This window comes from Mesorhizobium sp. M0001, from assembly GCF_040324255.1.
Taxonomy (GTDB): Bacteria; Pseudomonadota; Alphaproteobacteria; order Rhizobiales; family Rhizobiaceae; genus Mesorhizobium.
Genome location: NZ_JAMYVS010000008.1, coordinates 35,664 through 61,153, shown reverse-complemented (window position 1 = coordinate 61,153; position 25,490 = coordinate 35,664). Strand labels below are relative to the sequence as shown.

31 protein-coding genes and 1 other RNA gene are annotated in these 25,490 nt (G+C 63.3%); 15 read left to right on the top strand and 17 right to left on the bottom strand.

From position 1 onward, the window contains the following. Positions 1 to 81: 81 nt before the first annotated feature. Positions 82 to 1,620, top strand: a complete 1,539-nt coding sequence (locus NKK50_RS21760; protein ID WP_023834630.1) for an MFS transporter — start codon at positions 82 to 84, stop codon at positions 1,618 to 1,620. A gap of 43 nt (positions 1,621 to 1,663) precedes the next feature. Here the strand turns inward: NKK50_RS21760 and NKK50_RS21755 are convergent, their stop codons facing one another. Beyond that, the gene (locus NKK50_RS21755; RefSeq protein ID WP_023694573.1) at positions 1,664 to 2,503 is read right to left on the bottom strand and encodes an AAA family ATPase; all 840 of its coding nucleotides are present in this window, start codon (positions 2,501 to 2,503) and stop codon (positions 1,664 to 1,666) included. 149 nt (positions 2,504 to 2,652) lie between these two features. Here NKK50_RS21755 and ssrS point away from each other — a divergent pair. The 6 genes from ssrS (at position 2,653) to NKK50_RS21725 (ending at position 5,810) form a co-directional block, all read left to right on the top strand. Then, a non-coding RNA gene (gene ssrS, locus NKK50_RS21750) (6S RNA) lies at positions 2,653 to 2,808 on the top strand. 92 nt (positions 2,809 to 2,900) lie between these two features. Beyond that, the gene (locus NKK50_RS21745) at positions 2,901 to 3,485 is read left to right on the top strand and encodes a 5-formyltetrahydrofolate cyclo-ligase (protein WP_023698428.1); all 585 of its coding nucleotides are present in this window, start codon (positions 2,901 to 2,903) and stop codon (positions 3,483 to 3,485) included. A 70-nt stretch (positions 3,486 to 3,555) separates the two neighbouring features. Beyond that, on the top strand, positions 3,556 to 3,855 hold the full coding sequence (locus NKK50_RS21740) for a hypothetical protein (protein WP_023834631.1): 300 nt from the start codon (positions 3,556 to 3,558) through the stop codon (positions 3,853 to 3,855). Next, a complete protein-coding gene (locus tag NKK50_RS21735; protein ID WP_155923592.1) occupies positions 3,852 to 4,094 on the top strand; it encodes a hypothetical protein in 243 nt (80 codons plus the stop codon). The genes NKK50_RS21740 and NKK50_RS21735 overlap by 4 nt, the downstream gene beginning before the upstream one ends. 56 nt (positions 4,095 to 4,150) lie before the next feature. After that, entirely contained in the window at positions 4,151 to 4,975 is an 825-nt protein-coding gene (locus NKK50_RS21730) for a TIGR00282 family metallophosphoesterase (RefSeq protein ID WP_023668734.1), read from the top strand. 73 nt (positions 4,976 to 5,048) lie between these two features. Next, positions 5,049 to 5,810: a TerC family protein gene (locus NKK50_RS21725; RefSeq protein ID WP_023694576.1), complete on the top strand. Its 762-nt coding sequence runs from the start codon at positions 5,049 to 5,051 to the stop codon at positions 5,808 to 5,810. 21 nt (positions 5,811 to 5,831) lie between these two features. Here the strand turns inward: NKK50_RS21725 and NKK50_RS21720 are convergent, their stop codons facing one another. From NKK50_RS21720 to NKK50_RS21710, 3 genes are read right to left on the bottom strand one after another with little or no spacing between them, the layout of a single operon-like run. Further along, positions 5,832 to 6,314, bottom strand: a complete 483-nt coding sequence (locus NKK50_RS21720) for an SRPBCC family protein (RefSeq protein WP_023698429.1) — start codon at positions 6,312 to 6,314, stop codon at positions 5,832 to 5,834. A gap of 29 nt (positions 6,315 to 6,343) precedes the next feature. Then, positions 6,344 to 6,730, bottom strand: a complete 387-nt coding sequence (locus NKK50_RS21715) for a VOC family protein (RefSeq protein ID WP_460221647.1) — start codon at positions 6,728 to 6,730, stop codon at positions 6,344 to 6,346. Further along, positions 6,727 to 7,209 carry an SRPBCC domain-containing protein gene (locus NKK50_RS21710; protein ID WP_023668738.1) on the bottom strand — a complete coding sequence of 161 codons (483 nt, stop codon included), beginning with the start codon at positions 7,207 to 7,209 and terminating at the stop codon, positions 6,727 to 6,729. Before NKK50_RS21710 ends, NKK50_RS21715 begins: the two co-directional genes overlap by 4 nt. A gap of 50 nt (positions 7,210 to 7,259) precedes the next feature. On the opposite strand from NKK50_RS21710, the gene NKK50_RS21705 reads away from it, so the two are divergent. The 4 genes from NKK50_RS21705 (at position 7,260) to NKK50_RS21690 (ending at position 9,670) form a co-directional block, all read left to right on the top strand. Further along, a complete protein-coding gene (locus tag NKK50_RS21705) occupies positions 7,260 to 7,583 on the top strand; it encodes an ArsR/SmtB family transcription factor (RefSeq protein ID WP_023668739.1) in 324 nt (107 codons plus the stop codon). A 180-nt stretch (positions 7,584 to 7,763) separates the two neighbouring features. Next, on the top strand, positions 7,764 to 8,513 hold the full coding sequence (locus tag NKK50_RS21700; RefSeq protein WP_023668740.1) for a YebC/PmpR family DNA-binding transcriptional regulator: 750 nt from the start codon (positions 7,764 to 7,766) through the stop codon (positions 8,511 to 8,513). 81 nt (positions 8,514 to 8,594) lie between these two features. Further along, positions 8,595 to 9,383, top strand: a complete 789-nt coding sequence (locus tag NKK50_RS21695; protein WP_352543843.1) for an RDD family protein — start codon at positions 8,595 to 8,597, stop codon at positions 9,381 to 9,383. Next, positions 9,380 to 9,670, top strand: coding sequence for an Rdx family protein (locus tag NKK50_RS21690; protein ID WP_352543842.1), 291 nt, complete (start codon positions 9,380 to 9,382; stop codon positions 9,668 to 9,670). The genes NKK50_RS21695 and NKK50_RS21690 overlap by 4 nt, the downstream gene beginning before the upstream one ends. 158 nt (positions 9,671 to 9,828) lie before the next feature. On the opposite strand, the gene NKK50_RS21685 is transcribed toward NKK50_RS21690, so the two are convergent. Both NKK50_RS21685 and NKK50_RS21680 read right to left on the bottom strand, forming a co-directional pair. Then, the gene (locus tag NKK50_RS21685; RefSeq protein ID WP_352543841.1) at positions 9,829 to 10,305 is read right to left on the bottom strand and encodes an anthrone oxygenase family protein; all 477 of its coding nucleotides are present in this window, start codon (positions 10,303 to 10,305) and stop codon (positions 9,829 to 9,831) included. 1 nt (position 10,306) lies between these two features. Then, positions 10,307 to 11,134 carry an NAD(P)H-binding protein gene (locus tag NKK50_RS21680; RefSeq protein WP_023806576.1) on the bottom strand — a complete coding sequence of 276 codons (828 nt, stop codon included), beginning with the start codon at positions 11,132 to 11,134 and terminating at the stop codon, positions 10,307 to 10,309. Positions 11,135 to 11,252: 118 nt separating this feature from the next. Here NKK50_RS21680 and NKK50_RS21675 point away from each other — a divergent pair, with 118 nt between their 5' ends. After that, positions 11,253 to 11,894: a TetR/AcrR family transcriptional regulator gene (locus tag NKK50_RS21675; RefSeq protein WP_023700270.1), complete on the top strand. Its 642-nt coding sequence runs from the start codon at positions 11,253 to 11,255 to the stop codon at positions 11,892 to 11,894. 184 nt (positions 11,895 to 12,078) lie between these two features. Here NKK50_RS21675 and rpmE read toward each other — a convergent pair whose 3' ends face one another. After that, entirely contained in the window at positions 12,079 to 12,300 is a 222-nt protein-coding gene (gene rpmE / locus NKK50_RS21670) for a 50S ribosomal protein L31 (protein ID WP_023668748.1), read from the bottom strand. Positions 12,301 to 12,504: 204 nt separating this feature from the next. Here rpmE and NKK50_RS21665 point away from each other — a divergent pair, with 204 nt between their 5' ends. Further along, positions 12,505 to 14,307, top strand: coding sequence for an ABC transporter transmembrane domain-containing protein (locus NKK50_RS21665; protein WP_023668749.1), 1,803 nt, complete (start codon positions 12,505 to 12,507; stop codon positions 14,305 to 14,307). Positions 14,308 to 14,317: 10 nt separating this feature from the next. Here the strand turns inward: NKK50_RS21665 and NKK50_RS21660 are convergent, their stop codons facing one another. Further along, on the bottom strand, positions 14,318 to 15,805 hold the full coding sequence (locus tag NKK50_RS21660) for a carboxypeptidase M32 (RefSeq protein ID WP_023694585.1): 1,488 nt from the start codon (positions 15,803 to 15,805) through the stop codon (positions 14,318 to 14,320). A 153-nt stretch (positions 15,806 to 15,958) separates the two neighbouring features. Between NKK50_RS21660 and NKK50_RS21655 the strand changes: the two genes are divergently transcribed. Then, on the top strand, positions 15,959 to 16,312 hold the full coding sequence (locus tag NKK50_RS21655; RefSeq protein ID WP_023806573.1) for a DUF1304 domain-containing protein: 354 nt from the start codon (positions 15,959 to 15,961) through the stop codon (positions 16,310 to 16,312). 78 nt (positions 16,313 to 16,390) lie between these two features. Here NKK50_RS21655 and NKK50_RS21650 read toward each other — a convergent pair whose 3' ends face one another. The 7 genes from NKK50_RS21650 to NKK50_RS21620 all read right to left on the bottom strand — a co-directional run bounded on the left by NKK50_RS21650 (position 16,391) and on the right by NKK50_RS21620 (position 22,536). Then, entirely contained in the window at positions 16,391 to 16,816 is a 426-nt protein-coding gene (locus NKK50_RS21650; protein WP_023688945.1) for a hypothetical protein, read from the bottom strand. A 239-nt stretch (positions 16,817 to 17,055) separates the two neighbouring features. Next, positions 17,056 to 18,087, bottom strand: coding sequence for a peptidoglycan -binding protein (locus NKK50_RS21645; protein ID WP_023684164.1), 1,032 nt, complete (start codon positions 18,085 to 18,087; stop codon positions 17,056 to 17,058). A 1-nt stretch (position 18,088) separates the two neighbouring features. Further along, the gene (locus tag NKK50_RS21640; protein WP_023668754.1) at positions 18,089 to 19,114 is read right to left on the bottom strand and encodes a MotA/TolQ/ExbB proton channel family protein; all 1,026 of its coding nucleotides are present in this window, start codon (positions 19,112 to 19,114) and stop codon (positions 18,089 to 18,091) included. A 179-nt stretch (positions 19,115 to 19,293) separates the two neighbouring features. Beyond that, positions 19,294 to 20,010: a PAQR family membrane homeostasis protein TrhA gene (trhA, locus tag NKK50_RS21635; RefSeq protein ID WP_502896560.1), complete on the bottom strand. Its 717-nt coding sequence runs from the start codon at positions 20,008 to 20,010 to the stop codon at positions 19,294 to 19,296. 110 nt (positions 20,011 to 20,120) lie between these two features. Continuing rightward, positions 20,121 to 20,921, bottom strand: coding sequence for an inositol monophosphatase family protein (locus NKK50_RS21630; RefSeq protein ID WP_023684166.1), 801 nt, complete (start codon positions 20,919 to 20,921; stop codon positions 20,121 to 20,123). Positions 20,922 to 20,943: 22 nt separating this feature from the next. Next, positions 20,944 to 21,510 carry an elongation factor P gene (gene efp, locus NKK50_RS21625; protein WP_023668757.1) on the bottom strand — a complete coding sequence of 189 codons (567 nt, stop codon included), beginning with the start codon at positions 21,508 to 21,510 and terminating at the stop codon, positions 20,944 to 20,946. Positions 21,511 to 21,651: 141 nt separating this feature from the next. Beyond that, on the bottom strand, positions 21,652 to 22,536 hold the full coding sequence (locus tag NKK50_RS21620; protein ID WP_352543839.1) for a LysR family transcriptional regulator: 885 nt from the start codon (positions 22,534 to 22,536) through the stop codon (positions 21,652 to 21,654). 80 nt (positions 22,537 to 22,616) lie between these two features. Between NKK50_RS21620 and NKK50_RS21615 the strand changes: the two genes are divergently transcribed. Continuing rightward, positions 22,617 to 23,633, top strand: coding sequence for a zinc-dependent alcohol dehydrogenase family protein (locus NKK50_RS21615; RefSeq protein WP_352543838.1), 1,017 nt, complete (start codon positions 22,617 to 22,619; stop codon positions 23,631 to 23,633). A 9-nt stretch (positions 23,634 to 23,642) separates the two neighbouring features. Here the strand turns inward: NKK50_RS21615 and NKK50_RS21610 are convergent, their stop codons facing one another. Further along, a complete protein-coding gene (locus tag NKK50_RS21610; RefSeq protein WP_352543837.1) occupies positions 23,643 to 24,707 on the bottom strand; it encodes a tetratricopeptide repeat protein in 1,065 nt (354 codons plus the stop codon). Between the two features lie 46 nt (positions 24,708 to 24,753). Continuing rightward, complete coding sequence (locus NKK50_RS21605; protein WP_352499919.1) at positions 24,754 to 25,401, bottom strand: thiamine phosphate synthase; 648 nt, start codon at positions 25,399 to 25,401, stop codon at positions 24,754 to 24,756. Positions 25,402 to 25,490: the final 89 nt, after the last annotated feature.

Here is a 25,490-nt window from a genome sequence, read left to right as displayed (position 1 = left end):
TTTTTTCATGGTCAAGTCTCCTCTATGTCAAACTGGTCGCGGTTTGAAGAGCGCCTCATACTCGGATGGAAAGAGATCGATATGCCAATTCAACGAAACACCATCGCGCTCACCGGCGTGTGCTTGGCGTCGCTCTTGTTCGGGCTCGAAATCTCCAGCGTGCCGATGATCCTGCCGAAACTCGAAAGCGTGCTCGCCGCCGATTTCAAAGACCTGCAATGGATCATGAACGCCTACACCATTGCCTGCACCACGGTGCTGATGGCGACGGGGACATTGGCCGACCGTTTCGGCCGCAAGAGCGTGATGGTGATCACCACCGTCGCCTTCGGCCTCGCCTCGCTGCTGTGCGGCCTGGCTCCGAGTGCGGCGCTGCTGATCGCCGCCCGCTTCCTGCAAGGCCTCGCCGGCGGCGCGATGCTGACCTGCAGCGTCGCCGTGCTGTCGCATCAGTTCCAGGACGGCCGCGAACGCGGCAAGGCTTTTGTTGCCTGGAGCGTCGTCTCAGGCATCGGGCTTGGTTTCGGTCCCGCCATCGGTGGCTTGATCGTGGCGCTGTCGAACTGGCAATGGGTGTTCCTCATCCACGTGCCGCTGGCGCTCCTGGCGCTCGCCTTTATCGGCGCCGGTGTCACGCAATCGCGCGATCACAACGCCCAGAAGCTCGACTGGGCCGGCATGCTGACGCTGTCGGCGGCGGTGTTCGGCTTCTCCTATCTGATTACGCAGGGTGCGGATCTCGGGACCAGCGCCCGCATCGGCGTGATATCAGCCTCCGTGGCTGCGTTCATCGCTTTCCTTGTGGCCGAGAGGGTCAATCCCTATCCGATGTTCGATTTCTCCGTGTTCCGCATCCGCCAGTTTTCCGGCGCGATCATGGGCGCCATCGGCATGAATTTCAGCTACTGGCCGTTCATCATCTATCTGCCGATCTATTATTCCGGCGTTCTCGGCTACGACAGCACGACGACCGGCCTGCTATTGCTCGTCTACACGCTGCCCTTCATGGTGATGCCGCCGATCGCCGAGCGCATTCGCGCGCGCTATCAGGCACGAATTGCCATCCCGCTCGGTCTGCTGACGCTAGGGATCGGTTTCATCGCCATGTGGATCGGCTCCAGGCTCGAGGGCGCCACCTGGCTGACCATGCTGCCGGGCACGCTGATTGCCGGCATCGGCATCGGTCTCACCAATTCGCCGACCACAAACACCACGACCGGCGCGGTATCGCCGGATCGCGCCGGCATGGCGTCCGGCATCGACATCAGCGCACGCCTGATCACGCTTGCCATCAACATCGCGGTGCTCGGCCTGCTGCTGACGCAAGGTATCGTTTCCCACCTGCGGGCCACACTCGGCGCGGCTTTGGAGCCGGATGAGTTGCGGGCACTGGCGGAAAGGGTCGCCACCGGCAATCTGGAGGGCCTTGCGCAGGGGACGCCGAAGCTCGCAGCCCTCGACCCATCCGGCGCCATCGTGCATGCCGCCCTGGTCAACGGTTTCGGCTGGGTCATGCTCTATTGCGGGATCGGCGTTCTCGCCCTGTCGGTCATCGGCTTCGCCATCTTCGGGCCGAAGCGCGTCGCGCCGCAGGAGACAGGGCTTGCGGCGGCCGAGTGATCGGCCGAAGCCCGCTCATAGCGCTCAGCCCGCCCGACGATCCTTATCCCTGCCGCCTGGCCATGAAAGCAAGGCGCTCAAACAGATGCACGTCCTGCTCGTTCTTCAGCAGCGCGCCGTGCAGTTTCGGCAGCGCGTTCCTGGGGTCGGCGCGCAGATCCTCGGGTGCGATGTCGTCGGCGACCAGCAGGCGGATCCAGTCGAGCGCCTCGGAGGTCGACGGCTTCTTCTTCAACCCCTGCACGTCGCGGATCTCGTAGAACTGGGTCAGGGCAGCACGCACCAAATTCTGCTTTATGCCGGGATAGTGCACGTCGACGATTTTGTGCAGCGTGTCGACATCGGGAAAGCGGATGTAGTGGAAGAAGCACCGGCGCAGGAAGGCGTCGGGCAGTTCCTTCTCATTGTTGGAAGTGATGATGACGATGGGGCGCACAGCGGCGCGGATCGTTTCGCCGGTTTCGTAGACGAAGAACTCCATCCGGTCGAGTTCCTGCAGCAGGTCGTTGGGGAATTCGATATCGGCCTTGTCGATCTCGTCGATCAACAGCACGACCTTCTTACCGGCCGCGAAGGCGTGCCAGAGCTTGCCGCGCTTGATGTAGTTTTTGATGTCGTTGAACCTGGCATCGCCGAGCTGGCTGTCGCGCAGCCGCGAGACAGCATCATATTCATACAGTCCCTGCTGCGCACGGGTGGTCGACTTGACGTGCCATTCGATCAGGTCGAGGCCGAGCGCCGATGCCACCTGGCGGGCAAGCTCGGTCTTGCCGGTGCCCGGCTCGCCCTTGACCAGCAACGGCCGCTCCAGCGCGATCGCGGCGTTCACCGCCACCATCAGATCCTTGTCGGCGACATAGGCCGCCGTGCCTTCGAAACGCATACTTGCTCCTCGGTTGGTCAGCGCGAGCGTAAGGACGCTGCTTGACCTGTGCAAGGGCGAGCCGGCTGCGACCAAAGCGTGTGAGATCGAAATCGAAACATCGGCTCATGTCACTAGCGCTTGACCGACCAGCCGCCTATATTGGGCTTGGCGGTCTGCGCTTCCCGGCAGGAGAACATTTTCCCCGGGGCCTTAACGATCCTTAGGGAGCTGTCCCTGGGAAGACCCGTGGGTTTTCTCATACGGCGCCCACCTACTTTGTAGGTTCCCGGGATCGCTCTCTCCACCGGTTGTGTGGATCGTCACTTACCTCTATCCGCCCAGTTTGGCGGATGATGTGGTAGAAAACGTCGCTCATGAAACGTCACCCAGATCCGACCTTTTCTATCGGCCGCGCATGACATCTCCCAAAGACCTGAAAAAGCAGTTGCGCCTCGAGGCACTCGGCCGTCGCGATGCGCTCGATCCGCTGTGGCGGGTGGAGATCGCGCTTGAAATGGCCGAGACGGCGCGCGACCACCTCGCCATCGAGCCGGGTCAGATCGTTTCAGCTTTCTGGCCGATGCGATCGGAAGTCGACGTCAGGCCGCTGATGTTCGCCTTGCGCGAGAACGGGGCCAGGCTTTGCCTGCCGGCCATCCTCGACAAGACCACCATCGTCTTTCGCGAACTGGTGCGCGGCGCGCCGATGGTCGAGATGGGTTTTGGCACGGTCGGTCCGCATGCGGAGGCCGAGGTTCTCGATCCCGCGGTGATGCTGGTGCCGCTCGCGGCCTTCGACAGCCGCGGTCATCGCATCGGGTATGGCGCCGGCTATTACGACCGCGCCATCGCCAGGCTGATCGACAAGGGCCAGCCGCCACGACTGATCGGCATCGCTTTCGATTGCCAGGAGGTGGGTCTGGTGCCGGATGAGGCGCACGACGTCATCATCCCGGAAATACTGACCGAGAGCGGTTTGCGCCGCTTCGACATCGCTTAAAAGACCGCGATCCCGCTTAACGCGTTTCCAAGACGTGCCGGATAGTATTCCGGCAACACAGTCCGAGCCGATGGCGGCCATCATGTTTGTCTTCGCACGCTTCCTGCTGATGCCGTTCGTCCTCATCGCGGTAACGCTGTTCGCGATGGCATTGCACATTTCCGGAACGGCCCTGCACCACCAGTTCGCCTGGCATCAGACGGTTGCCACAGTGACGGATGTCAGTTCCTACAGCGAAGCCCAGGGTAATGGCCTCACCGCGAAAGGCATCAACGTCGCTGTCACCTATGTCGCGAACGATGCACCGATGACGTGGTCCGGCAAGGGAAAGGACATCGGCCTCTACACGGCGTCCAAGGCGACGCGGTGAAGTTGTATTACAACCCTGCCAATCCATCTATCCTCGATACCGCGGCGATGAAGGGCTGGCGCGGCGGGCTGTTGCTCCTGGCCGCTACTGGTGGGTTCACTGGTTTCTACGTCTGGTTCTTCTGGCTGCGCGGACGCGCCGCACCGCCGGCGTCACCAATGATGCCTTCGGCAGTTCGCGTCGCGGGCGCGAGCGCAAAGCCGTCTCAACAGCAGCGTGGTACTTTCGGCCGGCGTTAGCGCCAATCGCCCGGGTAGCGCTTGCCTAGCGTCCGTGCCTCTGGATAGAAGTGGGGATGAGACTTCTCTTCCTCGGCGACATGGTGGGCAAATCGGGACGTACGGCGGTGTGGGAACAACTGCCCGGCCTGATCTCGGATTTCAAACTCGACTTCGTCATCGTCAATGGCGAGAACGCCGCCGGCGGCTTCGGCATCACCGAAGACATTTTTCGCGACACCATCGCCGCCGGTGCCGATGTCGTCACCACCGGCAACCATGTCTGGGACCAGCGCGACGCACTGGTCTTCGCGCCGCGCGAGGAGCGCTTCTTGCGCCCGTCCAACTTCCCCAAGGGCACGCCGGGGCGCGGTTCCGGCGTCTATATCGCCAAAAACGGCGCGCGCGTGCTGGTCGCCAACATCATGGGCCGGGTGTTCATGCATCCCGAGCTCGACGATCCGTTCCAGGCCGGCGAGCGCGAGCTGGCCGCCTGTCCGCTGGGCGAGCAGGCCGATGCCGTGGTCATCGACTTCCATGCCGAAGCGACCTCGGAGAAAATGTGCTTCGCGCATTTCGTCGACGGCCGCGCCAGCCTCGTCATCGGCACCCATACGCACCAGCCGACGGCCGACCACCAGATCCTCAACGGCGGCACCGGCTACATGTCCGATGCCGGCATGTGCGGCGACTATGATTCCTCGCTCGGCATGGACAAGGAAGAGCCGCTCAACCGCTTCCTGTCGAAAGTGCCGAAAGGCCGCTTCGAGGCGGCGACCGGACCGGCGACATTGTGCGGCGTCGGCGTCACTATTTCCGACCGCACCGGCCTGACCGAGAAGATCGCGCCTTTTCGTCGCGGGCCGCGGCTCGAAGAAACCGCGCCATCCTTCTGGTCTTGACATTGATATAGTCGAGTAAAGTACCTAACTGGCGACGAAACTGCTCTAGATCGTTAAAGAGGGGACGACCTCCATGCAGCTGATCGAGTTCTTTGCGCCGCATTTTCAATTTGTTTCCGATCCAACCGCGTGGGTCGCGTTGCTGACGCTGATCGTCCTCGAGGTCGTGCTCGGCATCGACAATCTGATCTTCATCTCGATCCTGACCAACAAATTGCCTGAGGCGCAGCGCGCCCGCGCCCGCCGTCTCGGCATCTCGGCGGCGCTGATCATGCGGCTGGTGCTGCTCGCAACCATCTCCATCATCGTGCAGCTGACGACGCCGGTGTTCACAGCGTTCGGCCATGGCTTTTCCTGGCGCGACCTGATCCTGATTGCCGGCGGCCTGTTCCTGGTCTGGAAGGCGACCAAGGAAATCCACCACACCGTCGATCCCGACGACCACAAGGATACGATGATGGGCGAGACGCTGCAGATCTCGCTTGCCGGCGCCATCTTCCAGATCCTGCTGCTCGATCTCGTCTTTTCGATCGATTCGATCATCACCGCCGTCGGCATGACCGACGAGATTGCCATCATGTACATCGCCGTGATCGTGGCGGTGAGCGTGATGATGCTGGCGGCCGGGCCGCTGGCCAATTTCATCGCCAAGAACCCGAGCATCGTCATGCTGGCGCTGGGCTTCCTGCTGATGATCGGCATGACGCTGATCGCCGACGGCATGGGCTATCATGTGCCGAAGGGCTACATCTACGCCGCGATGGGCTTTTCCGCCCTGGTCGAGGGCCTCAACATGCTGGCGCGGCGAAGGAAGAAATCCAGCGGTGGGCATTGAGGCTGGGCGATCGGGGCGATCCTAGCGCCCCGGCACGCCCTTCGGATAACGGTCGCCGATCAGGCCAAGCGACAGGCCCTGTTCCAGCCATGCCTTTGCGCCGGCAAGAACGAGTGCGAAGCCGTCGGTCGAGCCGACCGCCTGCTTGACCTGCTCGTCGGCGGTGCCGGCGAAGCCGAAATTGCTGACCTCAAGAAAGGTCGCACCGTCAGGCGTTTCGGCGCCGGGCATCTCCGTGAATGTCCAGACCACAGTGGTCGGCGGATCGCTCCATTGCATGACGATCTTCTTGTTCTCGACGATCTCGCTGACATTGACCATCGCCGAGGCCCCGTACATGCGCCACTCCCAGCGAACCTCTTTGCGGCTATCCAGCCGGCCGCTACTGTGGGTAAACCAGAATTTCGTGGTGATGGCCGGGTCGACGATCGCCTCGAAGACCTCGGCGACCGGCCGCCTGATCAGCATGCCGGCTTCGGCAGTCGGCGTTTTGTGAATTTCCATCGATGCTCCTTTCCTTGTCCGGTTTGCGCTCACCAGGCGTAAGGCTCGCGCACCATGTGAACGATGCTGGCCGGGTTGGCGATCCAGAAGCCGCGAAAGCTTTCGCCCAGGGGCTCGACCGCGTCGCAACGGACGACGCCGGCCTTGGCGAGATGATCCGCAATGGCTGCAGAATTGTCGGTGAAAAGCTCAAGCCAGACTTCGGCCTGGCTCAGCATCGGCGCCTCGTCGATCCACAGACGGTTTGGGCCAAGCTCGAAGCCGATGGCCGGCGTCTTGGCGGTGAATGGATTCAAGCCGACGACGTCGCGATAGAAGGCGATCGTCGCCTCGTACTGATGTGACGGGACTTTCATGGCGATGTTGATTCCACCTGTCATTTTCGCGGTTATTGCGGGCTCCGTTGCGCTGTTCATCTGTTTGTCTCGTTGGCCGGCTCGCCCCTCATCTCGCCGCGGTAGTAGCCGTCGCGCAGATTGATGCCGTATTCGACATAGGCCTTCATGCAGGCCAGCATCTGCGACCAGCCCTCGCAATTGAGGTAGGATTTCTGCAGGCCGACCACGCCTTCCGGCCAGCCGGATTCAGCAATGGTCACAAGGGTGCCGCCATCGTCCAGCGGCTCGAAGTTCATCTCGATGCGTGTCTTGTAGGCGGGCTTGCCTTCGGCATCGGTGGCATCCCAGCGCAGCACGATATGGCGGTCCTTGATCACCTCATCGACTTCGACGGGCACCTTGCCCCACCAGACCACCCCGGTGCCGGCCTTCAGCGGCGCGCTGGCGCCGCCGATGGTGGTGAAATAGCCACTCAGCTTTTTGGGATTGACGACGGCGTCGAAGACTTCGGCGACCGGTTTGCCGATGCGCCCGGAAACTCTGAATCCAAGAGACATATCCACAGCTCCTCCTTGATTGGCTCGACGATATGTTATAGAAACATAACATGTCAAGCCAAACCGCAGACGATCACGTTTTCAAGGCGTTGGCGCATCCGCGCCGTCGCGAATTGCTGGATCGGCTGAAGGATGCGCCGCAGACGACCGGCATGTTGTGCGAGGCGTTTCCCGACATCGATCGCTGCACCGTCATGCTGCATCTCAAGGTGCTGGAAGAAGCCGAACTGGTGGTGGCAAAGCGCCAAGGGCGAGAGCGCTGGAACCATCTCAACGCGCTGCCGATCAAGCACATCCACGACCGCTGGATCAGCCAGTATGCCGGCCATGCGCTCAGCATTATCGACCGGCTGAAGTCCGATCTGGAGGGCTGAACCGGCGCGGCTGGACGAATTGAGCCGATTTATCTATAAGCCGGCCATTCCGACAGAGAACGCCGTGCATCCATCGCGTTGCACCTTGGACGGCTCTGAAAATTTGAATTCGAGTACCCGGGAGGACGAGGTGAGACCACCTCGCTTCGGGATGCTCTAGCCGAAGACGACAGGGGTGCCATGGCCGGCCATTCACAGTTCAAGAACATCATGCACCGCAAGGGCCGGCAGGACGCGGTGCGGTCGAAAATGTTTTCCAAGCTGGCGCGCGAAATCACCGTCGCCGCCAAGAGCGGAACACCGGATCCGTCGATGAACCCGCGTTTGCGCCTGGCCATTCAGAACGCCAAGGCGGTGTCGATGCCGAAGGACAACATCCAGCGCGCCATCAACAAGGCATCGATGGGCGATGCCGAGAATTACGAAGCGGTGCGCTATGAAGGCTATGGGCCAGGCGGCGTGGCGCTGATCGTCGAGGCGCTGACCGACAACCGCAACCGCTCGGCCTCGAACGTGCGCGCCGCCTTCACCAAAGCCGGGGGTGCGCTTGGTGAAACCGGCTCGGTGTCGTTCATGTGGAACCGCGCCGGCGAGATTTACTATCCGGCCTCCGCCGGCAGCGCCGACAAGGTGATGGACGCGGCGATCGAGGCCGGCGCCGATGACGTCGAGTCCGACGAGGAAGGCCACACCATCTACTGTGCGTTCGAGAGTATGGGCGAAGTGTCTAAGGCGCTGGAAGCCTCGCTTGGCGAGGCCGAATCGGTGAAGCCGATCTGGCAGCCGCAGAACAATGTCCCGGTCGACGAAGAGCGGGCGCAATCGCTGATGAAACTGGTGGCAACGCTCGAGGACGATGACGACGTGCAGAGCGTCTACGCCAATTTCGAGGTCGACGACGAGACCATGGCCAAGCTCAGCGCGGCGTAGGTCCGTGCAATACAGTCGGATGCGAATATTGCTGTATGACGGCGGCCTGCCTATAGATTAGTCAGTTATCAGGGGGGGCCGATGACCGACTATAAAGAGGCAAGTTTTGCCGATGCGGTGGCCTGGCCTCGCCGGCCCGGCATATGGCGACGGTTTCTCGCTGCACTCATCGACTACCTTGTAATCCTGATCGCCCTCTATTTGCTCGTAGGGGCTCTATTTCTGCTGACCAACGGTGGCGTAAAAGGCAGCTTTTGGCTGAACTGGAAACTATGCCAGGAGGGTACGGTTCACGGTGCCCCGACACTTGCCCGTTATGACTGGCAGGTGTGTAGAACATCAGTACTCGGTTTGCCGGTCGCCATATGGAGCGTGGGTACGGCGCCGGGCTCAAAGCCTGGAGAAACCTCCTCAATCTCGATCGATCTGGATTCGCAAGGAAATTTCAGGCCTGCAGCATTGGACCTGGGTTTCCTCGAGCTGATCGCTCTGGCGTCTTATCTCCTCATTATGGAGTTGAAGTCCGGCCAATCAATCGGCAAGCGGCTCACGGAGCTCATTGTGCATGATGAGGACGACAGACATAGGGTCGGCCTGCCGGCGAGAAAGGCTGTTCGGCGGCAACTTATCAAGTTTCTCGGCGCATTACCGATCGTCCTGACGGGAAGCTGGTATGCTTTTCAGGCTTGGGGCACCGCTCCCGGTGGCGTGCAGGATTACTCCAGCCTGGAAATAGTGGTTGCATCCGCCGCTCTCGTTTTGGTGCTGATCTGGCCGGTCTGGATCGCGATATCCATAGCTCTGGGCGACGACCCGATACACGATCGATTTGCAAAGACCACGGTGCGTATACAGGAGACCCAGACATGAGTGTGCCGGAGAGGCCACGCGTGGTCATCATCTATTGCACGCAGTGCCAGTGGCTGTTGCGGGCCGGCTGGATGGCGCAGGAACTGCTCTCCACCTTCGGCACGGATCTTGGTGAAGTGACGCTGGTGCCGGGCACAGGCGGCATCTTCACCGTTTCCTGCAACGATGTGCTGGTCTGGGACCGCAAGCGCGACGGCGGCTTTCCAGATGCAGCCAAGCTCAAGCAGCTGGTGCGCGACGTCATCGATCCAGACCGCGATCTAGGCCATTCCGACCGCAAGACCTAATCTGCGTCGAGATTCAGGTGAGGCCGGCCTGCAAATGACGGCTTCCTGCGCTTCCGGTGCACACGTACTTGAGTACGCTCCGCTCCGGTTCTCGGAAGCCACCATTTTCGACTCGACCTGACCTGAATCTCAACACAGCTTACCTTGCTTGACGACTTTCAGAGCAATGCGAAGATGAAGCAGGCCATCGACACGATGGCGGTGATGGTGCGGACGTGGTTCCACATCACCCATTGATTCAGATGGTTAGCCCACACGGCTGCGCCATTGGCGCTGGCCGGGTCGACGGCGGCGAGCGCATCGTTGAGCGGCACATTGAAGACCATGGTCACGATCGGGTTGCCGATCAAATAGATCACGGCGCCGGCAAGCAGCCAGTATAAGCCGGACTGGCTCCACCCCATGAGAACGGCGGCGATAAGCACCAGACAGAGCAGGCCGGTGCCGAACAGCGCCGTCATGAAGGTGGGCGTGATCACCGTGATGTTGATCGAATTCATCGCTGCGATGCCTTGGGGGACCGGCAGCCGGGCAAGCGCCGACATGATAAAGTTGGAAAAGGCGAAGAACACGCCGCCGACGACGCCCGAGCCGATGGCGGCGATGATGGTGAGGGTGGGAAGAAGCTTGATCATCTCAGTTGCTCCAGATGCCGGTTGCAGCGGTTTCATTTGCGTAGGCGGAAAAGTCTTTCGGCGCGCGGCCGAGCACACGCTGGACGCCGTCGGTCAGCGTCTCGTTGCGGCCGTCAAGCACTTCGGTGAACAGCTCGTTGAGCAGCCAGGCGATTTCGGGCGGCAGTTCGTATGCCGCCGTCGCGGCGGTGAATTCGTCATGCGAGATCTTGATATAGCGGATGTCGCGGCCGGTCGCCTTGGCGATCTCAGCAACCGCGTCGGCGAAGCTTAGCAGCCGCGGCCCGGTCAACTCATAGAGCTGGCCGACATGACCCGGTTCGGTCAGCGCAACGAAGGCAGCATCGGCGATGTCGTCGACATCGACGAAGGGCTCGCCAACAGGGCCGACAGGCAAAGCCACTTCGCCTTGCCGCAAGGACTCGACGAGAAAACCTTCGCTGAAATTCTGCGAAAACCAAGCGCAACGCAGGATCGTCCAGTCAGCGCCCGAGGCTTTGACCATCTCTTCGGCGCGCTGGGCTTCGGTCTCGCCGCGGCCGGAGAGCAGCACCATGCGGGTGACGCCATTTGCTACCGCAAGCCTGGCGAAGGCGCCGACGGTCTCGGCGGCGCCCGGCACGGCGATGTCGGGATAGTAACTGATGTAGACGGCGCCCACGCCCTGCATCGCAGGCTCCCAGGTCGCCGGAACCTCCCAGTCGAAGCGGGGGCTGCCGGAACGCGAGCCGATGCGCACGGGAATGCCCTGTGAGGTCAGCCGCTCGGCGAGGCGACGGCCGGTCTTGCCAGTGCCACCGAGGATCAGGACTGGTTTGGTGTTAGTCATTGGGGTTTTCCTTTGTTTGCAAATGTGAGTAATCCTCACATTTGCAAAACGTGATAAACCCTCGTATTTTGGGAGTCAAGCCGTTTGTTGGCAGATTTTGTCGAGACCGGAGGCCGTCATGGAAGACACAGCAACGCCCGCATCTGCCCAGGAGCAGGTCGCATCGCCGCGACGGGCGCCCACCCAGCAGCGCAGCCGCGAGCGGGTCGAGCGCATGCTGGCCGCAGCCTCGGCGCTGATTGCCGAGCAAGGCAGCGACGCCATGCGCATGGGCGAGGTGGCGGAGCGGGCCGCGGTGTCGATCGGCTCGCTCTACCAGTTCTTTCCCGACAAGCGGGCGATCGTCTGGGCGCTGGCCGAGCGCTATACCGCCGAAAGCCAGGCCTGCATCTCCTCGGCGCTCAAGGATGTCGTCGACGCCGAGGGCCTGCGGCAGGCGTTTTCGGAGCTGGTCGATATCTACTACCAGCTGTTCCTGGCCGAGCCGGTGATGCGCGACATCTGGTCGGGCACGCAGGCCGACAAGGCGCTGCGCCAGCTCGAACTTGCCGACAGCCGGGCGAATGCCGAATTCCTGACCACGGTGCTGAAGCGGCTGCATCCCGGCGCCGATCCGGTGGCGCTGGAGACGACGGCCTTCCTCGTCTGGCAGATGGGCGAGGCTGCCGTGCGGCTGGCGATCTCGGTCGACCGGCAGGAGGGCGACAGGCTGGTCGCCGCCTACAAGCGCATGGCGCTGCGGGAATTGGTGGACGGGTAGGCTCGCACCACCCTGGGAAGGGTCGCTTCGAAGCAGCAGGGTGGAGGCGTCGGACCACCCGACCCTTGGGCCGACCTCCCCACAAGCGGGAGGTATCGGCGCGTTAGCTTGAAGCGACTGACTTTGGCGGCAACAAAAAACCCGCCACAAAGGCGGGTTCTTGATTCAGCGATACAGGTAAACTTTAAAGGCCGAACCCTTCGAAGCGCTTCTTGAACTTCGACAGGCGGCCGCCGCGGTCGAGCAGGGTCTGCTGGCCGCCGGTCCAGGCCGGGTGCGTGGTCGGGTCGATATCGAGGTTCATCGTATCGCCTTCCTTGCCCCAGGTCGAACGGGTCGAATATTCGGTGCCATCGGTCATGACGACCTTGATGGTGTGGTAGTCGGGATGGATATCGGCCTTCATTGTCGTGCTTCCTGGCTTGCGGCGCTACAGACGGGCCCGCGGCCTGCGTCGATGCGCCCCTTTTTAAAACTCGAAGCCGCAGCTATTGAAAAGCCACGGCTTCTAAAACGGTCGGCGAGCCTATACATCAGCCGGAATTGAATCACAAGGCCACGGCAGGCGCATATTGAACGCGCCCACCTGGAGCGGCCAGAGGAAACGGTCATGGCGGACATCAGCGGCGAGCAAGACGGGCGCAGGCGCTCGCTCGGGCCGCTCAGGCGCCTATATCCCTACATATTCCGCTACCGCAAACTGGTCATAGGCGCCCTCATTTCGCTCGCCATCGCCGCAGCGACGACGCTGGCGCTGCCGCTGGCCGTGCGGCGCATGATCGACCACGGTTTCAGCGCTTCCGGCACCGTCTTCATCGCCGAATATTTCGCCGCTTTGGTGGCGATGGCAGCCATTCTGGCGGCGGCATCGGCCGGACGCTACTACTTCGTCATCACGCTCGGCGAGCGGGTCGTTGCCGACATCCGCAGCGACGTGTTTTCGCATGTCACGACGCTTTCGCCGTCCTTCTTCGACACCGCCCAGTCGGGCGAGATCGTCTCGCGGCTTGCCGCCGACACCACGCAGGTGAAATCCGCCGTCGGCGCCACCGCCTCCGTGGCGTTGCGCAACGTCATCCTCGGCCTTGGCGCGGTGGCGATGATGGTCGTCACCAGCCCGAAACTGTCGGGCCTGGTGATCGCGGCCATTCCGCTCATCGTGCTGCCGCTGGTCGCGTTCGGCCGTTCGGTGAGGCGCCGGTCACGGCAGGCGCAGGACACGCTGGCGCAAGCGACCGCCTATGCCAGCGAGCAGATCGGCGCGGTGCGCACGCTGCAGGCGTTCACCAACGAGACGCTGGTCACCGGGCGGTTCTCGGCCGCGGTGGAAGCCGCCTTCCAAGCGGCGCGCTCGTCGATCTTCTCCCGCTCGCTGCTCACCTTCTTTGCCATCTTCATGATCTTTTCCTCGGTCGTGGCGGTGTTGTGGTTCGGCTCGCGTGACGTGCTTGCCGGCACGATGTCGCCCGGTACGCTCGGCCAGTTCCTGCTTTACTCCGTGTTTGCCGCAGGCGCGCTGGGCGCACTGTCGGAAGTCTGGGGCGAGCTTGCCCAGGCGGCGGGTGCGGCCGAAAGGCTGACCGAGATACTCGACGAGACGCCGGCGATTCAACCGCCGGCCAATCCGCTGCCGCTGCCCGCCAAGGCGACAGGCGCGATCAGCTTCGACGACGTCTCCTTCTCCTACCCGGCAAGGCCGGACCGTGCCGCCGTCCACGGCTTGAGTTTTCAGGTCAAGCCCGGCGAGACGGTGGCGATCGTCGGCCCGTCGGGCGCCGGAAAGAGCACCGTCTTTTCGCTGATCCTGCGCTTCTACGATCCAGAAACCGGCCGCATCGCCATTGACGGCGTCGACGTGCGCGAAGCCGATCCGGCTGAAGTGCGGGAGCGCATTGCGATCGTGCCGCAGGATGTCACCATCTTTGCGGCAAGCGCGCGCGACAATATCGGCTTTGGCCGGCCGGGCGCGACGAATGCCGAGATCGAGGCCGCCGCCAGGGACGCGCTGGCCGACGAGTTCATCCTCAGGCTCGACAAGGGCTACGACAGCCAGGTCGGCGAGCGCGGCGTCACCTTGTCCGGCGGCCAGCGCCAGCGCGTGGCGATCGCCCGCGCCATCCTGCGCGACGCGCCGATCCTGCTGCTCGACGAGGCCACGTCGGCGCTCGACGCCGAAAGCGAAACGCTGGTGCAGACGGCGCTGGAACGGCTGATGCAGGGCCGCACCACCATCGTCATCGCCCACCGGCTGGCGACCGTGCTGAAGGCCGACCGCATCCTGGTCATGGATGGCGGCCGCATCGTCGAGGAAGGCACGCACCAGAGCCTGGTCGCCAAGGGCGGAATCTATGCAAGGCTGGCCAAGCTGCAGTTCGAAACCGGAGCAAGCGCCTTCAGGGGTGCCGCGGAGTAGCAACCCGCAATCAGGCGGGACCATACCGCTTGCGGAGATGCTCGGTGAAATGCGCGGCATTCAGTTTCTCGCCGGTGGCGCGCTCAAGCAGTTCGGGCGTCGACCAGCGCGATCCCTGCGACCAGATCTTGTCGCGGCGCCAGTCATTGATGGCGGCGAAATTGCCCCTGGCGAGATCGCTGTCGGCTGAAGGATGGTCGCGCGTCAGCGCAGCCCATTGCTGCGCCGCCATCATGGCGCCCAGCGTATAGGACGGGAAATAGCCGAAGGCGGCGCCCGGCCAATGCACGTCCTGCATCGGTCCGTCGGCTGGGTTGTCGATGGTCGAAAGGCCAAGATACTCCCGCATCTTGGCGTCCCACGCTTCGGGCAGGTCGGCCGCCTGCAGCCGCCCCGAGACCAGCTCCTGCTCCAACTCGTAGCGCAGGATGACATGCAGCGGGTAGGTTACCTCGTCCGCGTCGACGCGGATCAGGCCGCGCTCGACCCGGTGCACATGCGGCAGGATGTCGTCGAGCGACCAGGCTTCGCCGAGATGCTTTTCGACCACGGGCAGCGCCCAGCGCCAGAATTCGGGGTTGCGGCCGACCTGTTTCTCGACGAACAGGCTCTGGCTTTCATGCACCGCCATGCCGCGCGCCTTGCCGAGCGGCCAGTGCGCCCAGGCCTTCGGCAGGTTCTGCTCGTAGAGCGCATGGCCGGTCTCGTGCAGCACGCCCATCAAGGCCGACAGGAAGTCGGACGTCTTGTAGCGGGTGGTGATGCGCACGTCGCTCGGCACGCCGCCGCAGAAGGGATGGTGCGATACGGACAGAGAACCGTGGGTGAGGTCGAAGCCGACCGAAGCCATCATGGCGAGACCAAGCTCGCGCTGCCGGTCGATCGCATAGCTGCCGGAGAGCGGCTTCACGGGATGCCTGGCCAGGCGCGCTTCCTGCGCGGCCAGGGCTTCCGGCACGAAGCCCTTCAGGAATGTCTTCAGCTCGGTGAAGACCGGCGTGATGTCGGCGGCGCGGTTGCCAGGATCGTATTGCTCCATCAGTGCGTCGTAGGGATCGAGGCCGAGCGCGTCGGCGCGCAAAGCGGCTTCCTCGCGCACCAGCGCGATGACACCTTCGAGCGCCGGCAGGAAGCCTGCCCAGTCATTCTTGGCGCGCAGGTCGCGCCAGAGCTGCTCGGAGCGCATACGCGCCACCGTCTGGCGCTCGACGAATTCGACCGGCAGGCAGGTCAGGTTGGTGTATTGGCGACGCAGTTCGCGGACCGCCGCCTGCTGCTCCTCGTTCAGCGCCTCCTGTTCGGCGGCGGCGAGCCAGTCGGCGATCTCCGGCGCGGTAGCCCTGATATGCAGCATCCCGGCCAGGGACGACATGGCTTCGGCGCGCTTCTCGCCGCCGCCGACGGCCATGTGGGTCGCCTCGTCGGCGCCGAGGATAGCGAGCGCATGTTCCAGCGCTTCGAGCTTGTGGCCGAGATCATCGAGCTTCTGAAAAGACATGGCAGGTTCCGCGTTTTGGACCGCGGGAAAAGATACCAACGCGCCAGGATTGGCAACCCTCAAAGGTGGCTTTCGCCGATGCAGCTTGCGCCGATGAGCTTGTGCGTGGAATGCTGGCTGGCGGTGGAACACCGCCATGGAGGGGAGACTAAGATGATCGGCAATATCCTGGTCGGGCTGGTGGCCCTGATCCACCTCTACATCGTCTATCTGGAGATGGTGGCGTGGGACACACCGCGCGGGCACAGGGCGTTCAACCTCAAGCCGGACTTCGCCAGCGCATCGAAGGTGCTCGCCGCCAATCAGGGGCTCTACAACGGCTTCCTTGCCGCCGGGCTGATCTGGGGCCTCTATCTCGGCGCAGCCGGATTCCAGATCAAGGTGTTCTTCCTGCTTTGCATCGCCGTCGCCGGCCTCTATGGCGCGGCGACTGCCAGCCGGAAGATCCTCTATATTCAGACCGTGCCGGCGGTGCTGGCCCTCGCTGCGCTGTGGCTGGGCTGGTGACAAAAAAGACGCCCTCGGAGCCAGATCCGGGGGCGTCAGACAGTCCCTTCCTCATTCCTGGAGATATCAGAGCGGATCTCAGCCGTTCGGATAATTTCCGCCGTCGGAGCCATCACCGATCATGAAGCCGCTGCCGGTGTCGGACATCAGCCTCTGATCGACATTGTCGAGGCGGCGCAGCAGATCGTGATATTGCGCGGCCGGGATCCGGCCATGGTCCGAAGCGGCGACCCGTTCGGCGGCCTGGCCGATATGCGCAGCACGCAGATGCAGCCACTGCGCTTCCGAGGTCGAGATGCCCTTCGTCTCGCGCGCATCCGTGATGCCCTGTTCGACGCCCCGCACCTGCTCGATCAGGCCGGTCACGCGCGGACCGGTCATGTCGGTCGGGTCGCTGGCGTCGAGGGCGCCCTTGTGATGTCCGGCGGCATAGGCGCCGGCGAGTGGAACAGTGATCAGAAGTGTCGTGAGGGTTGCGGTCCTGAGAGTCTTCAAAGAGCGCATGATGTGCGTCTCCTCCTGCTATGGAAGGGGCAAGCGCTTTCGCTCCGCCTTCCGGAAGCGGGCCGTCCGGTTCCGTCGCGTCGCGATGGGAGGCATCGCCGGCGGTTCTCGGCCCTGCGCGTCAAAGTAGGAGCCCGGAAACGCGAAGTGTAATTAAAGAAAGATAATGTTTTCAGGCCTTGCCGACCTGGCGTTGCGCCCTAGAGTTGAGCCGGCAAACAATTTCGCGTGACTGAAAATCACCGTTCGGTGAGCTTCAGTTCAATGCGTCGGTTCTTGTTGCGGGCGTCTTCGGTGTCGGCGGGGTCGAGCGGCTGGAATTCGCCGAAGCCGGCCGCAACCAGCCGGTTGGCGGGCACGCCGTTCTCGATCAGGAACTTGACCACCGAGGTCGAACGCGCCGTCGACAATTCCCAATTGTCGCGATAGCGGCCGGCGCCGGACAGCGGCTTGTTGTCGGTGTGGCCGTCGACGCGCAGCACCCAGTTGATCTCGGGCGGGATTTCCTTTTGCAACTCGATGATGGCATCGGCGAGCTTCTTCATCTCGACCTTGCCGGCATCGTTGATCACTTCCGACCCGGTCGGGAACAGAACTTCCGACTGGAAGACGAAGCGGTCGCCGACGATGCGGATGTTCTCGCGGTCGGCGAGGATTTCGCGCAGGCGGCCGAAGAAGTCGGAGCGATAGCGGTTCAGCTCCTGCACGCGCTGCGCCAGCGCGACGTTGAGCCGACGGCCGAGATCGGCGATCTTGGTGTTGGAATCGCGGTCGCGCGTTTCGGACACATTGAGGGCGTCCTCGAGCGCGCCGATCTGCTTGCGCAGTGCTGCGATCTGCTGGTTCAGGATCTCGACCTGGCTCAGCGCCTGCTGGCTGATCTGGCGCTGGCTGTCGAGTTCGCCGCCGAGTTCCGCGGCGCGCTGGGTGGCGGCGTCGCCGGCGCCGGCACCTTGCGCCAGCAGCTGCTCGAGCCGGCTCTTCTCAGCTTCGGCGGCCGACAGCGACGCCTGCAGATTGGCCAGCGAATCGTCCTTGTCCTGCGCGCTCGAGCGCTCCAGCGCCAGCAACTGCGTCAGTTCGTTGATCTGCGAGTTGAGGCGCGTGAGCGCCGTATCTTTGCCGGAGAGTTCGCGTCCGAGCAGGAACTGCGCCAGCACGAAAACGGTGAGCAGGAACATGATGGCGAGCAGCAGCGTCGACAGCGCGTCGACGAAGCCCGGCCAATAGTCGATCCGGCGATCGGTGCGCCGGCCCCTGGCGAGAGCCATGCTAGTGGACCCCGGGTTTCTTCAGCGCGTCGGCGATCTTTTCCAGCGTGTTGCGCATCGCCTTCTGCTCGTCCGACTGGGCCTCGACCCAGTCGCGCATGATCTGCTGCTCGGAGCGCATGTTCTTGACCAGGCCGGAAATGCCGTCGGCGAGATTGGCCATGGCGGTGGCGACGCGCGGATTGGAGCCGCCGCCGCTTTCCTGCATGCTGCGCAGCCGTTCCGACAGGACCCGGATCTCGTCGGAGGATTCAGTCTTGGCCGGGTCGGCGACGGCGATGTCGGAGGAGAGATCGGTGACCGAGGACAGCCAGTTTTCAAGCTCGGTATAGAAGCGGGTCTGCGCGCGGCCGGCCTGCAGGTCGAGGAAGCCTAGCACCAGCGACCCGGAAAGGCCGAACAGCGAGGACGAAAAGGCCGTACCCATGCCGGCCAGCGGCGCCGACAGCCCCTGCTTCAGCGAATCGAGCACGGCGGCGGCGTCGCCGGTGCCGGGATCGAGCGATTCGATGGTTTCGCGGATCGAGCCGATGGTGTTGAGCAGGCCCCAGAAGGTGCCGAGCAGACCGAGGAACACCAGCAACCCGACGAGATAGCGCGAGGTGTCGCGGCTTTCGTCGAGGCGGGTGGCGATCGAATCCAGCATGGTGCGCATCGAAGACGTCGAGAAGGCGACCGTCGAGGAGCGGCCGATCATCGCCTTCATCGGCGCCAGCAGCACCGGCTCGGTGGTTTCGGAACCGGCGCGGAAGGAATTGACCCAGCGCACTTCGCGAAACAGTCGTCCGACCTGGGCGAAGGCAAGCAGGATGCCGACCACAAGGACGCCGACGATCAGGCCGTTGAGGCCGGGATTGCTCCCGAAAGCGGTCGAGATCTGGCGGGTGAGGATGGCGGCGATGAAGGCGACGATGACCAGGAAGATGACCATGGTCAGGAGGAAGACCTGCGGGCTCGACAGTTTGTGCGGATCGTACATCAGGACATCAGAACGCCTGCCCACGCCGAAGGATCTGAGAAAAGCCATCCGTGCCCCGTTTCCGATGCTCTATTTGCCTTGACGCAATTCCGAACGGGAAGCCGCTCATACTTCCCTGGAACCGCTCCAGTGCCGCCGATCACGTAATTCGCGACTCTAAACGGAATTGTGACCAAATTGAATGGCGCTTGGCAATATTGCCCGACTGTCGGGCCGCACCACGCCGTTCAGAGGCGGTTGACGACCAGGCAGTCGACCATGGCGGCAAGATGCAGCCCGGCGCCGGTGACGGCAAAGCCGTGCCAGAGGGCATTGTGGAAGCGCAGGCGTTTCCAGGCGAAGAAGATGACGCCGCAGGAGTACACGATGCCGCCGGCGACAATCAGCGCGATCGAAGTCGTCGGCAACGTCGCCACCAGCGGCTTGACCAGGACGACGCCGCTCCAGCCGATGGCGAGATAGAAGACAATGGCCAGACGATCAAAGCGGCCGGGCAGGAACACTTTCATGGCAATGCCGGTCAAAGCAGCGGTCCAGACAAGGACAATCATCGGCAGCGCCAGCGGCGAGCCGTCGAGCTGGGCCAGAAAGGGCGTGTAGGTCGCGGCGATCAGGAGGTAGATCGCCGCATGATCGAAGCGCCGCAAGATCCACTTCGCCGGCGACGTCACCGGCCACAGATTGTAGGTCAGCGAAATCGACAGCACAGTCAGCAGCGACACCACGAAGAAGGCGGCGGCGATGTATTCGCCGGGACCGGCATGGAAGGCGGCCAGCGCCAGCAACGCCGAGCCGGCGGCTATTGCCAGCACGATGCCGACCGCGTGGACGATGCCATCGGCGATCATCTCCGCACGCGAATAGTGCCAACGCCCGACAAAAGGGATTTCAATTGGCTGGTCTGGCTGCGCTTCTCGCGAGGATAGTGAAGGTATGCTCGTCATAAAAAATCCTGCGTCACCCTTATCTGGGCGGCCGCCGGGCAGTATTTCAAGCTTTGATTGCGGTTTTGCGACTGCGGCGCTTCAGCACGCCGCGCCGGCATGCCAAGTGATCAGCGCGCCGAAAGCGGCTTCTTCACGGCCTTGAGCAGCGCGCGCTGGATGACCTCGTTGCCAGCGACGAGCGAACCCGCCTCGAGCATATCCTGGCCGCCATCCATGTCGGAGACGAAGCCACCGGCCTCGCGGATCAACAGCAGGCCGGCGGCAATGTCCCAGGCCGACAGGCCGGTTTCCCAAAAGCCGTCCATGCGGCCTGCGGCGACATAAGCGAGATCGAGCGCGGCGGAACCCAGGCGGCGCACGCCCGAGACCTCGGCCATCACATTGCGCAACTCGACGAGGAAATTGCCGTGCTGGCCGCGGCCGAGATGCGGCACGCCGCAGCCGATGACGCAGTCGGTGAGCTTGCTGCGGCCGGCAACGCGCAGCCGGCGATCGTTCATGAAGGCGCCGCCGCCGCGCTCGGCGGTGTAGAGCTCATCCATTGCCGGATTGTAGATGACGGCGGCGACCAACTGGCCCTGTCGCTCCAGCGCGATCGAGATGGAAAAGATCGGAATGCCGTGCAGGAAATTGGTGGTGCCGTCGAGCGGGTCGACGATCCAACGGTGCTGGTCGTCGTCCCCTGCGATCATGCCGCGCTCTTCCATCAGGAAGGCATAGCCCGGCCGTGCCTTCGACAGTTCGGCAAACAGGATGTCCTCGGCCTTGCGGTCGGCTTGGCTGACATAGTCGCCCGGTCCCTTCATCGACACCTGCAGGTTCTGCACCTCGCCGAAGTCGCGCGACAGCGAGCGGCCGGCCTTCATGGCGGCCTGGACCATGACATTGAGAAGTGCGGAGCGTGCCATCGTATCTGTTCCTGCCTACGTGTCAGTCTGCGCGGCGCATGTAGGTGAGTTCGTTGGTGTCGACGACGATGCGTTCGCCGGCGCCGATGAATGGCGGCACCAGCACGCGGATGCCGTTTTCCAGGACCGCCGGCTTGTACGAGGACGCGGCCGTCTGGCCCTTCACCACCGGGTCGGCCTCGGTGATGGTCAGCGTCACCTGGTCGGGCAGCGAAATGCCGATCGGCCTGTCCTCATAGAGCTGGACCGTCACCATCATGCCGTCCTGCAGGAAGGCGGCGCGGTCGCCGACGAAATCCTTCGCCAGCTCGAGCTGCTCGTAGCTCTGCGTGTCCATGAACACCAGTGCGTCGTCCTGGGCGTAGAGGAAGGAAAAATCCTTCAGGTCGAGCCGGATCTGCTCGACGGTCTCGGCCGAGCGGAAGCGCTCGTTGAGCTTGGTGCCGTTGATCAGGTTCTTCAGTTCGACCTGGTTGTAGGCACCGCCCTTGCCGGGCTTGACGGTGTTGGTCCTGACCGCCACCCAGAGGCCGCCATCGTGCTCGATGACATAGCCGGGACGGATTTCGTTGCCATTGATCTTGGCCATGATGAGATTGATCCGGGATGCTACCAACGGCTTGGCCGTTGGTATGGGGATGGTCGCTGGACAAGCGATTTCGGGCCCCCAAGACCACAAATCGGCAGGAGAGGCAAGGGATGCCAGATCGCCCGACAAGGGCTGGTAGCCTCAAACCTGGGCTGCAATGACTTTGCCGACGGCCTCGACTATGGCATCCGCAGCCTCAGTCAGCCGGTTGAGATGAGGCGAACGAAGTGCGGCGACCTGTAAGGAAAGGTCGACATCTTCCGTGTTGACGAGCATGAGGCCGTCGGGAAGTCCGCGCCTTGCAAGACGCAACGGCATCAGCCCAAGGCCGTGCCCCCGACGGACCCATTCCATCTGCAAGGCCGGATCCTGTATCTCCGCCGCGATCTCGAAATAACGCCTTCCGCCGACCAGAACGGACGTGAGCTTCTGGCGCGCGTCGCAAGGTGCCGGACTAAGCACCCACGGCATGGGTGTCCGGCCACCGTCTTCCGGATCGGCGACGGTGGACGCAGCTATGACGCCAAGACGTTCAGTGCCAAGCGCTTCCGGACCTGGCTTCTCCGACGATCGCAGAACAATCGTCACATCGAGCTCGCCGCGTTCGAACTGATCGATCAGTTCGGCGCTCCAGCCGGTCTTGAGCCGTAGCGACACTTTCGGGAACGCCGCCGCGGCGTTGGCGATGGCCCCCGCTATGTCGCGGTCCGAGAGGCCATGGGCGAGACCCAGGCGGAACAGTCCTTCCGGCTCGGTCTTTCCGGCGAAGGATTTCAGCGCTTCTACGGAAGCGATGATATCGCGGCCGCGCGCCAGCACTTCCAGCCCCGTCGGCGTCAGTCGCGGCGGCTTTTGCCGGCGGTCGAGCAGCGTCGTGCCAAGCATGTCCTCCAGCCGCTGGATCTGCCGGGTCACAGCCGGCTGCGTCAGCGGCAGGCGCCGGGCGACCTTCTGGATCGAGCCCTCCTCGGCAAACAGGGCGAGCGTGCGCAATTCCTCAAGCATAGTCAGAACGACGTTTTGCAAGCATAATCATTGTGAACATTATGAATTTGAAATCCACCGCCTGGCAAGCGATTTTCCTTTCAAACGGAAGGACAATGACAATGAAGGCAATCGAACTGCAGAGCCCGGGCGGCATCGTCAATCTCAAGATGGTCGAACGGCCAATGCCGGAACCCGGCCGTCAGGAGATGATCGTCCGCGTCAAGGCGACGGCGCTCAACTATCGCGATGTCGAGATCGCGCGCGGCAGTTATCACACGACATTCCCCTTGCCGCTGGTGCCGCTTTCCGACGGCGTCGGCAAGGTCGTGGCGCTTGGCCCCGAGGTCAGCCGCTTCAAGGTCGGCGACCGGGTCTGCGGCACGTTCTGGCAGCGATGGGTCGGCGGCAGCTTCGCGATGGCCGAACCTTCCTACCAGCGCGGCGGCCCGATCGACGGTTTGCTGAGCGAATTCGCCCGGCTGGACGAACAGGCGGCGGTCATCGTCCCGGCACATCTCAGCGATGTCGAGGCGGCGACATTGCCTTGCGCCGCCGTCACTGCCTGGCATGCGTTGTTCACCGAGGGCAAGCTCAAGCCAGGCGAAACCGTGCTCAGCCTCGGCACCGGCGGCGTGTCGCTGTTTGCCGTGCAGTTGGCAAAGGCGGCCGGCGCGCGCGTCATTGTTACGTCGAGCAGCGATGAGAAGCTTGCCCGGGCGAAGGGGCTTGGCGCGCATGATGGCGTCAACTACCGCGACAATCCGGATTGGTCGTCGGCCGTGCTGGCGCTGACCGATGGCCGGGGCGCCGATCACATCATCGAAGTCGGTGGTCCCCAAAGTTTCGCGCAGTCGCTCAAGGCGTCGGCGCGCGGCGCCCAGATCAACGTCATCGGTTATCTCGGCGGCAGCGAAGGGGTGATCAATCCGCTCGACATCTTCCGACGCCAGGTGAAAGCACGCGGCATACCGGTCGGCTCGCGCGAGTCCTTCGAAGCGATGAACCGGGCGCTCGCCGTCAATCGGCTGCGGCCGGTGATCGACCGGGTCTTCCCATGGGCAGAGGCAGCGCAGGCCTTTCGCCATCTCGAACACGGCTCTCCCTTCGGCAAGGTCGTGCTGGATCATACACAGTGACGTTGCGTGTCAGGGCAGGCGGTTGGCCTTCTGCAAGGCTTGCTTTGTCTGATCGTCGGTCAGCCCTTGCAGGAAATCGTCCATCTCCGGATCGATAAGGCCGGCGCGGCGGGCGACCACATACCAGGCCCCGGCCAGGATCAGGTCGGGGTCGGTTCCGATGCCGCCCATATAGAGCTTTGCCAACCGGTTCTGGGCAGCGACATTGCCGCCTTCAGCTGCCTGCTTCATCCAGTTGAAGCCGGATTTCAGGTCGCGAACACCGCCCCGGCCCTCGATCATCCAGGCGGCAAGATCGATCTGCGCGGTGTCGTAGTTCTGCCTGGCAGCCTGTGCCAGCAAGCTGCGGGCCTTTCCATCGTCGCGGGTCTTGCCGCCGACGCCATTGGCATAGACCTGCGCCATCGCATACTGGGCATCGGCAAGCCCTGTCGCCGCGGCACGCTCATAATAAGGCACAGCCCTGGCGATGCCGGCATCGCCCGGATCCTGCTGCACGAGCAATTGCGCGAAGTTGAACTGCGCCAGCCGGTTGCCGGCCTCGGCGGCGGCCTGCATCAGCGCATAAGCTCCCTTCTCGTCCTTCTTGACGTAGCGGCCGTCGAGCAGCATCAGCGCATACTGGAACTGCGATTCAGGAATCCCCTGCTCGGCGGCCTGCGCATACCATTTGGCGGCTTCCGCTTGGTTGAGCGGCACGCCCAACCCGCGCGACAGGATCTCGGCCACCAGCGTTTGCGCCGCCGGGTCGCCATTCTGAGCTCGCACCAACGCCAGATTGTAGGCCGTCTTGTAAAGGCCGCGCTGGAAAGCGCCATAGGCGGGGTCCGCCGGCTTGGCGCCGAAACGTTGGGGGTTGATCGCGTCGGCCGACGGCAGCGGCGCGGTTGTCGCCGGCTGCGGCAGCGGGGTGTCGATCGGCTTGTCGATATGGACGCCGGAATCCGTGGCACCGGCTTTTGGAGCACCTGCATCGGGAGCGATCGCATCCGGCACGCTGAGGGCGGGCGCGCTGGTGTCGGGCCTCGGCTGCGGCAGCGGAACGGTTTCCGCCGCGATCGCTGCCCCGCTCATCAAGGCCGCAACGAGAACCGCGAGAGGAAGTCCAGGTCGGCGCACGTCAGCCCTCGAAGCGCGGCGCGGTTTGGTCGAGCAGCGCATTGGCGGCAGCAATCGCCGCCTTCGGATCGGCGCCTTCGGCGAAGACAGCGCTTGAGACGGCCACGAACTCGGCGCCAGTGGCGGCCACCGCTTCTACCGAAGCGATGGCGGAACCGGCCATGACGACGCAAGGGATCTCAATCACGTCCGCCCACCATTGCCCGAGCGACAGGTTGCGCTGGTGCGGCTCGGGCTTGTTGTCGTAGCCGAAGCGGCCGAAGAAGATGTAGTCGGGCCTGGTTTCGCCGAGTTCCAGCGCGTCGTCGCGCGTCTTGGCGCCACCGGCGCCGACCATCATCTTGCCCTGGAAGTGTTCGATGGTCTCGGCGAGCGCGTCCTTGGAAACCTCGACATGAATGCCGTCGGCCTGGACACGGCCGGCAATGCGGGTATCGCCGGCGATGATGACGGCGATGCCGGCCGCTTGCGCGGCCGGTACGATCTGTTCTGCAAAAGCCTGGAAGGCAGCCTCGTCCATGCCGTTCTCAGGCAGGATCAGCGAAGCGATATCACCGCCGTCGAAGGCAGCCGCAATGCGCTCGGCCGGAGCGTCCTTGGGTGCGATCAGCACGATGCGGCAGCGGTTGGGGGGTGTTGCGTCGTTCATTGGCTTTCGATCCCGGGTTTCGCCTATGCCGGGCGAAGATGGTTGCATTGCGGCATAGAACAAAGCGCCCGCCTTGAACAGGCGGGCGG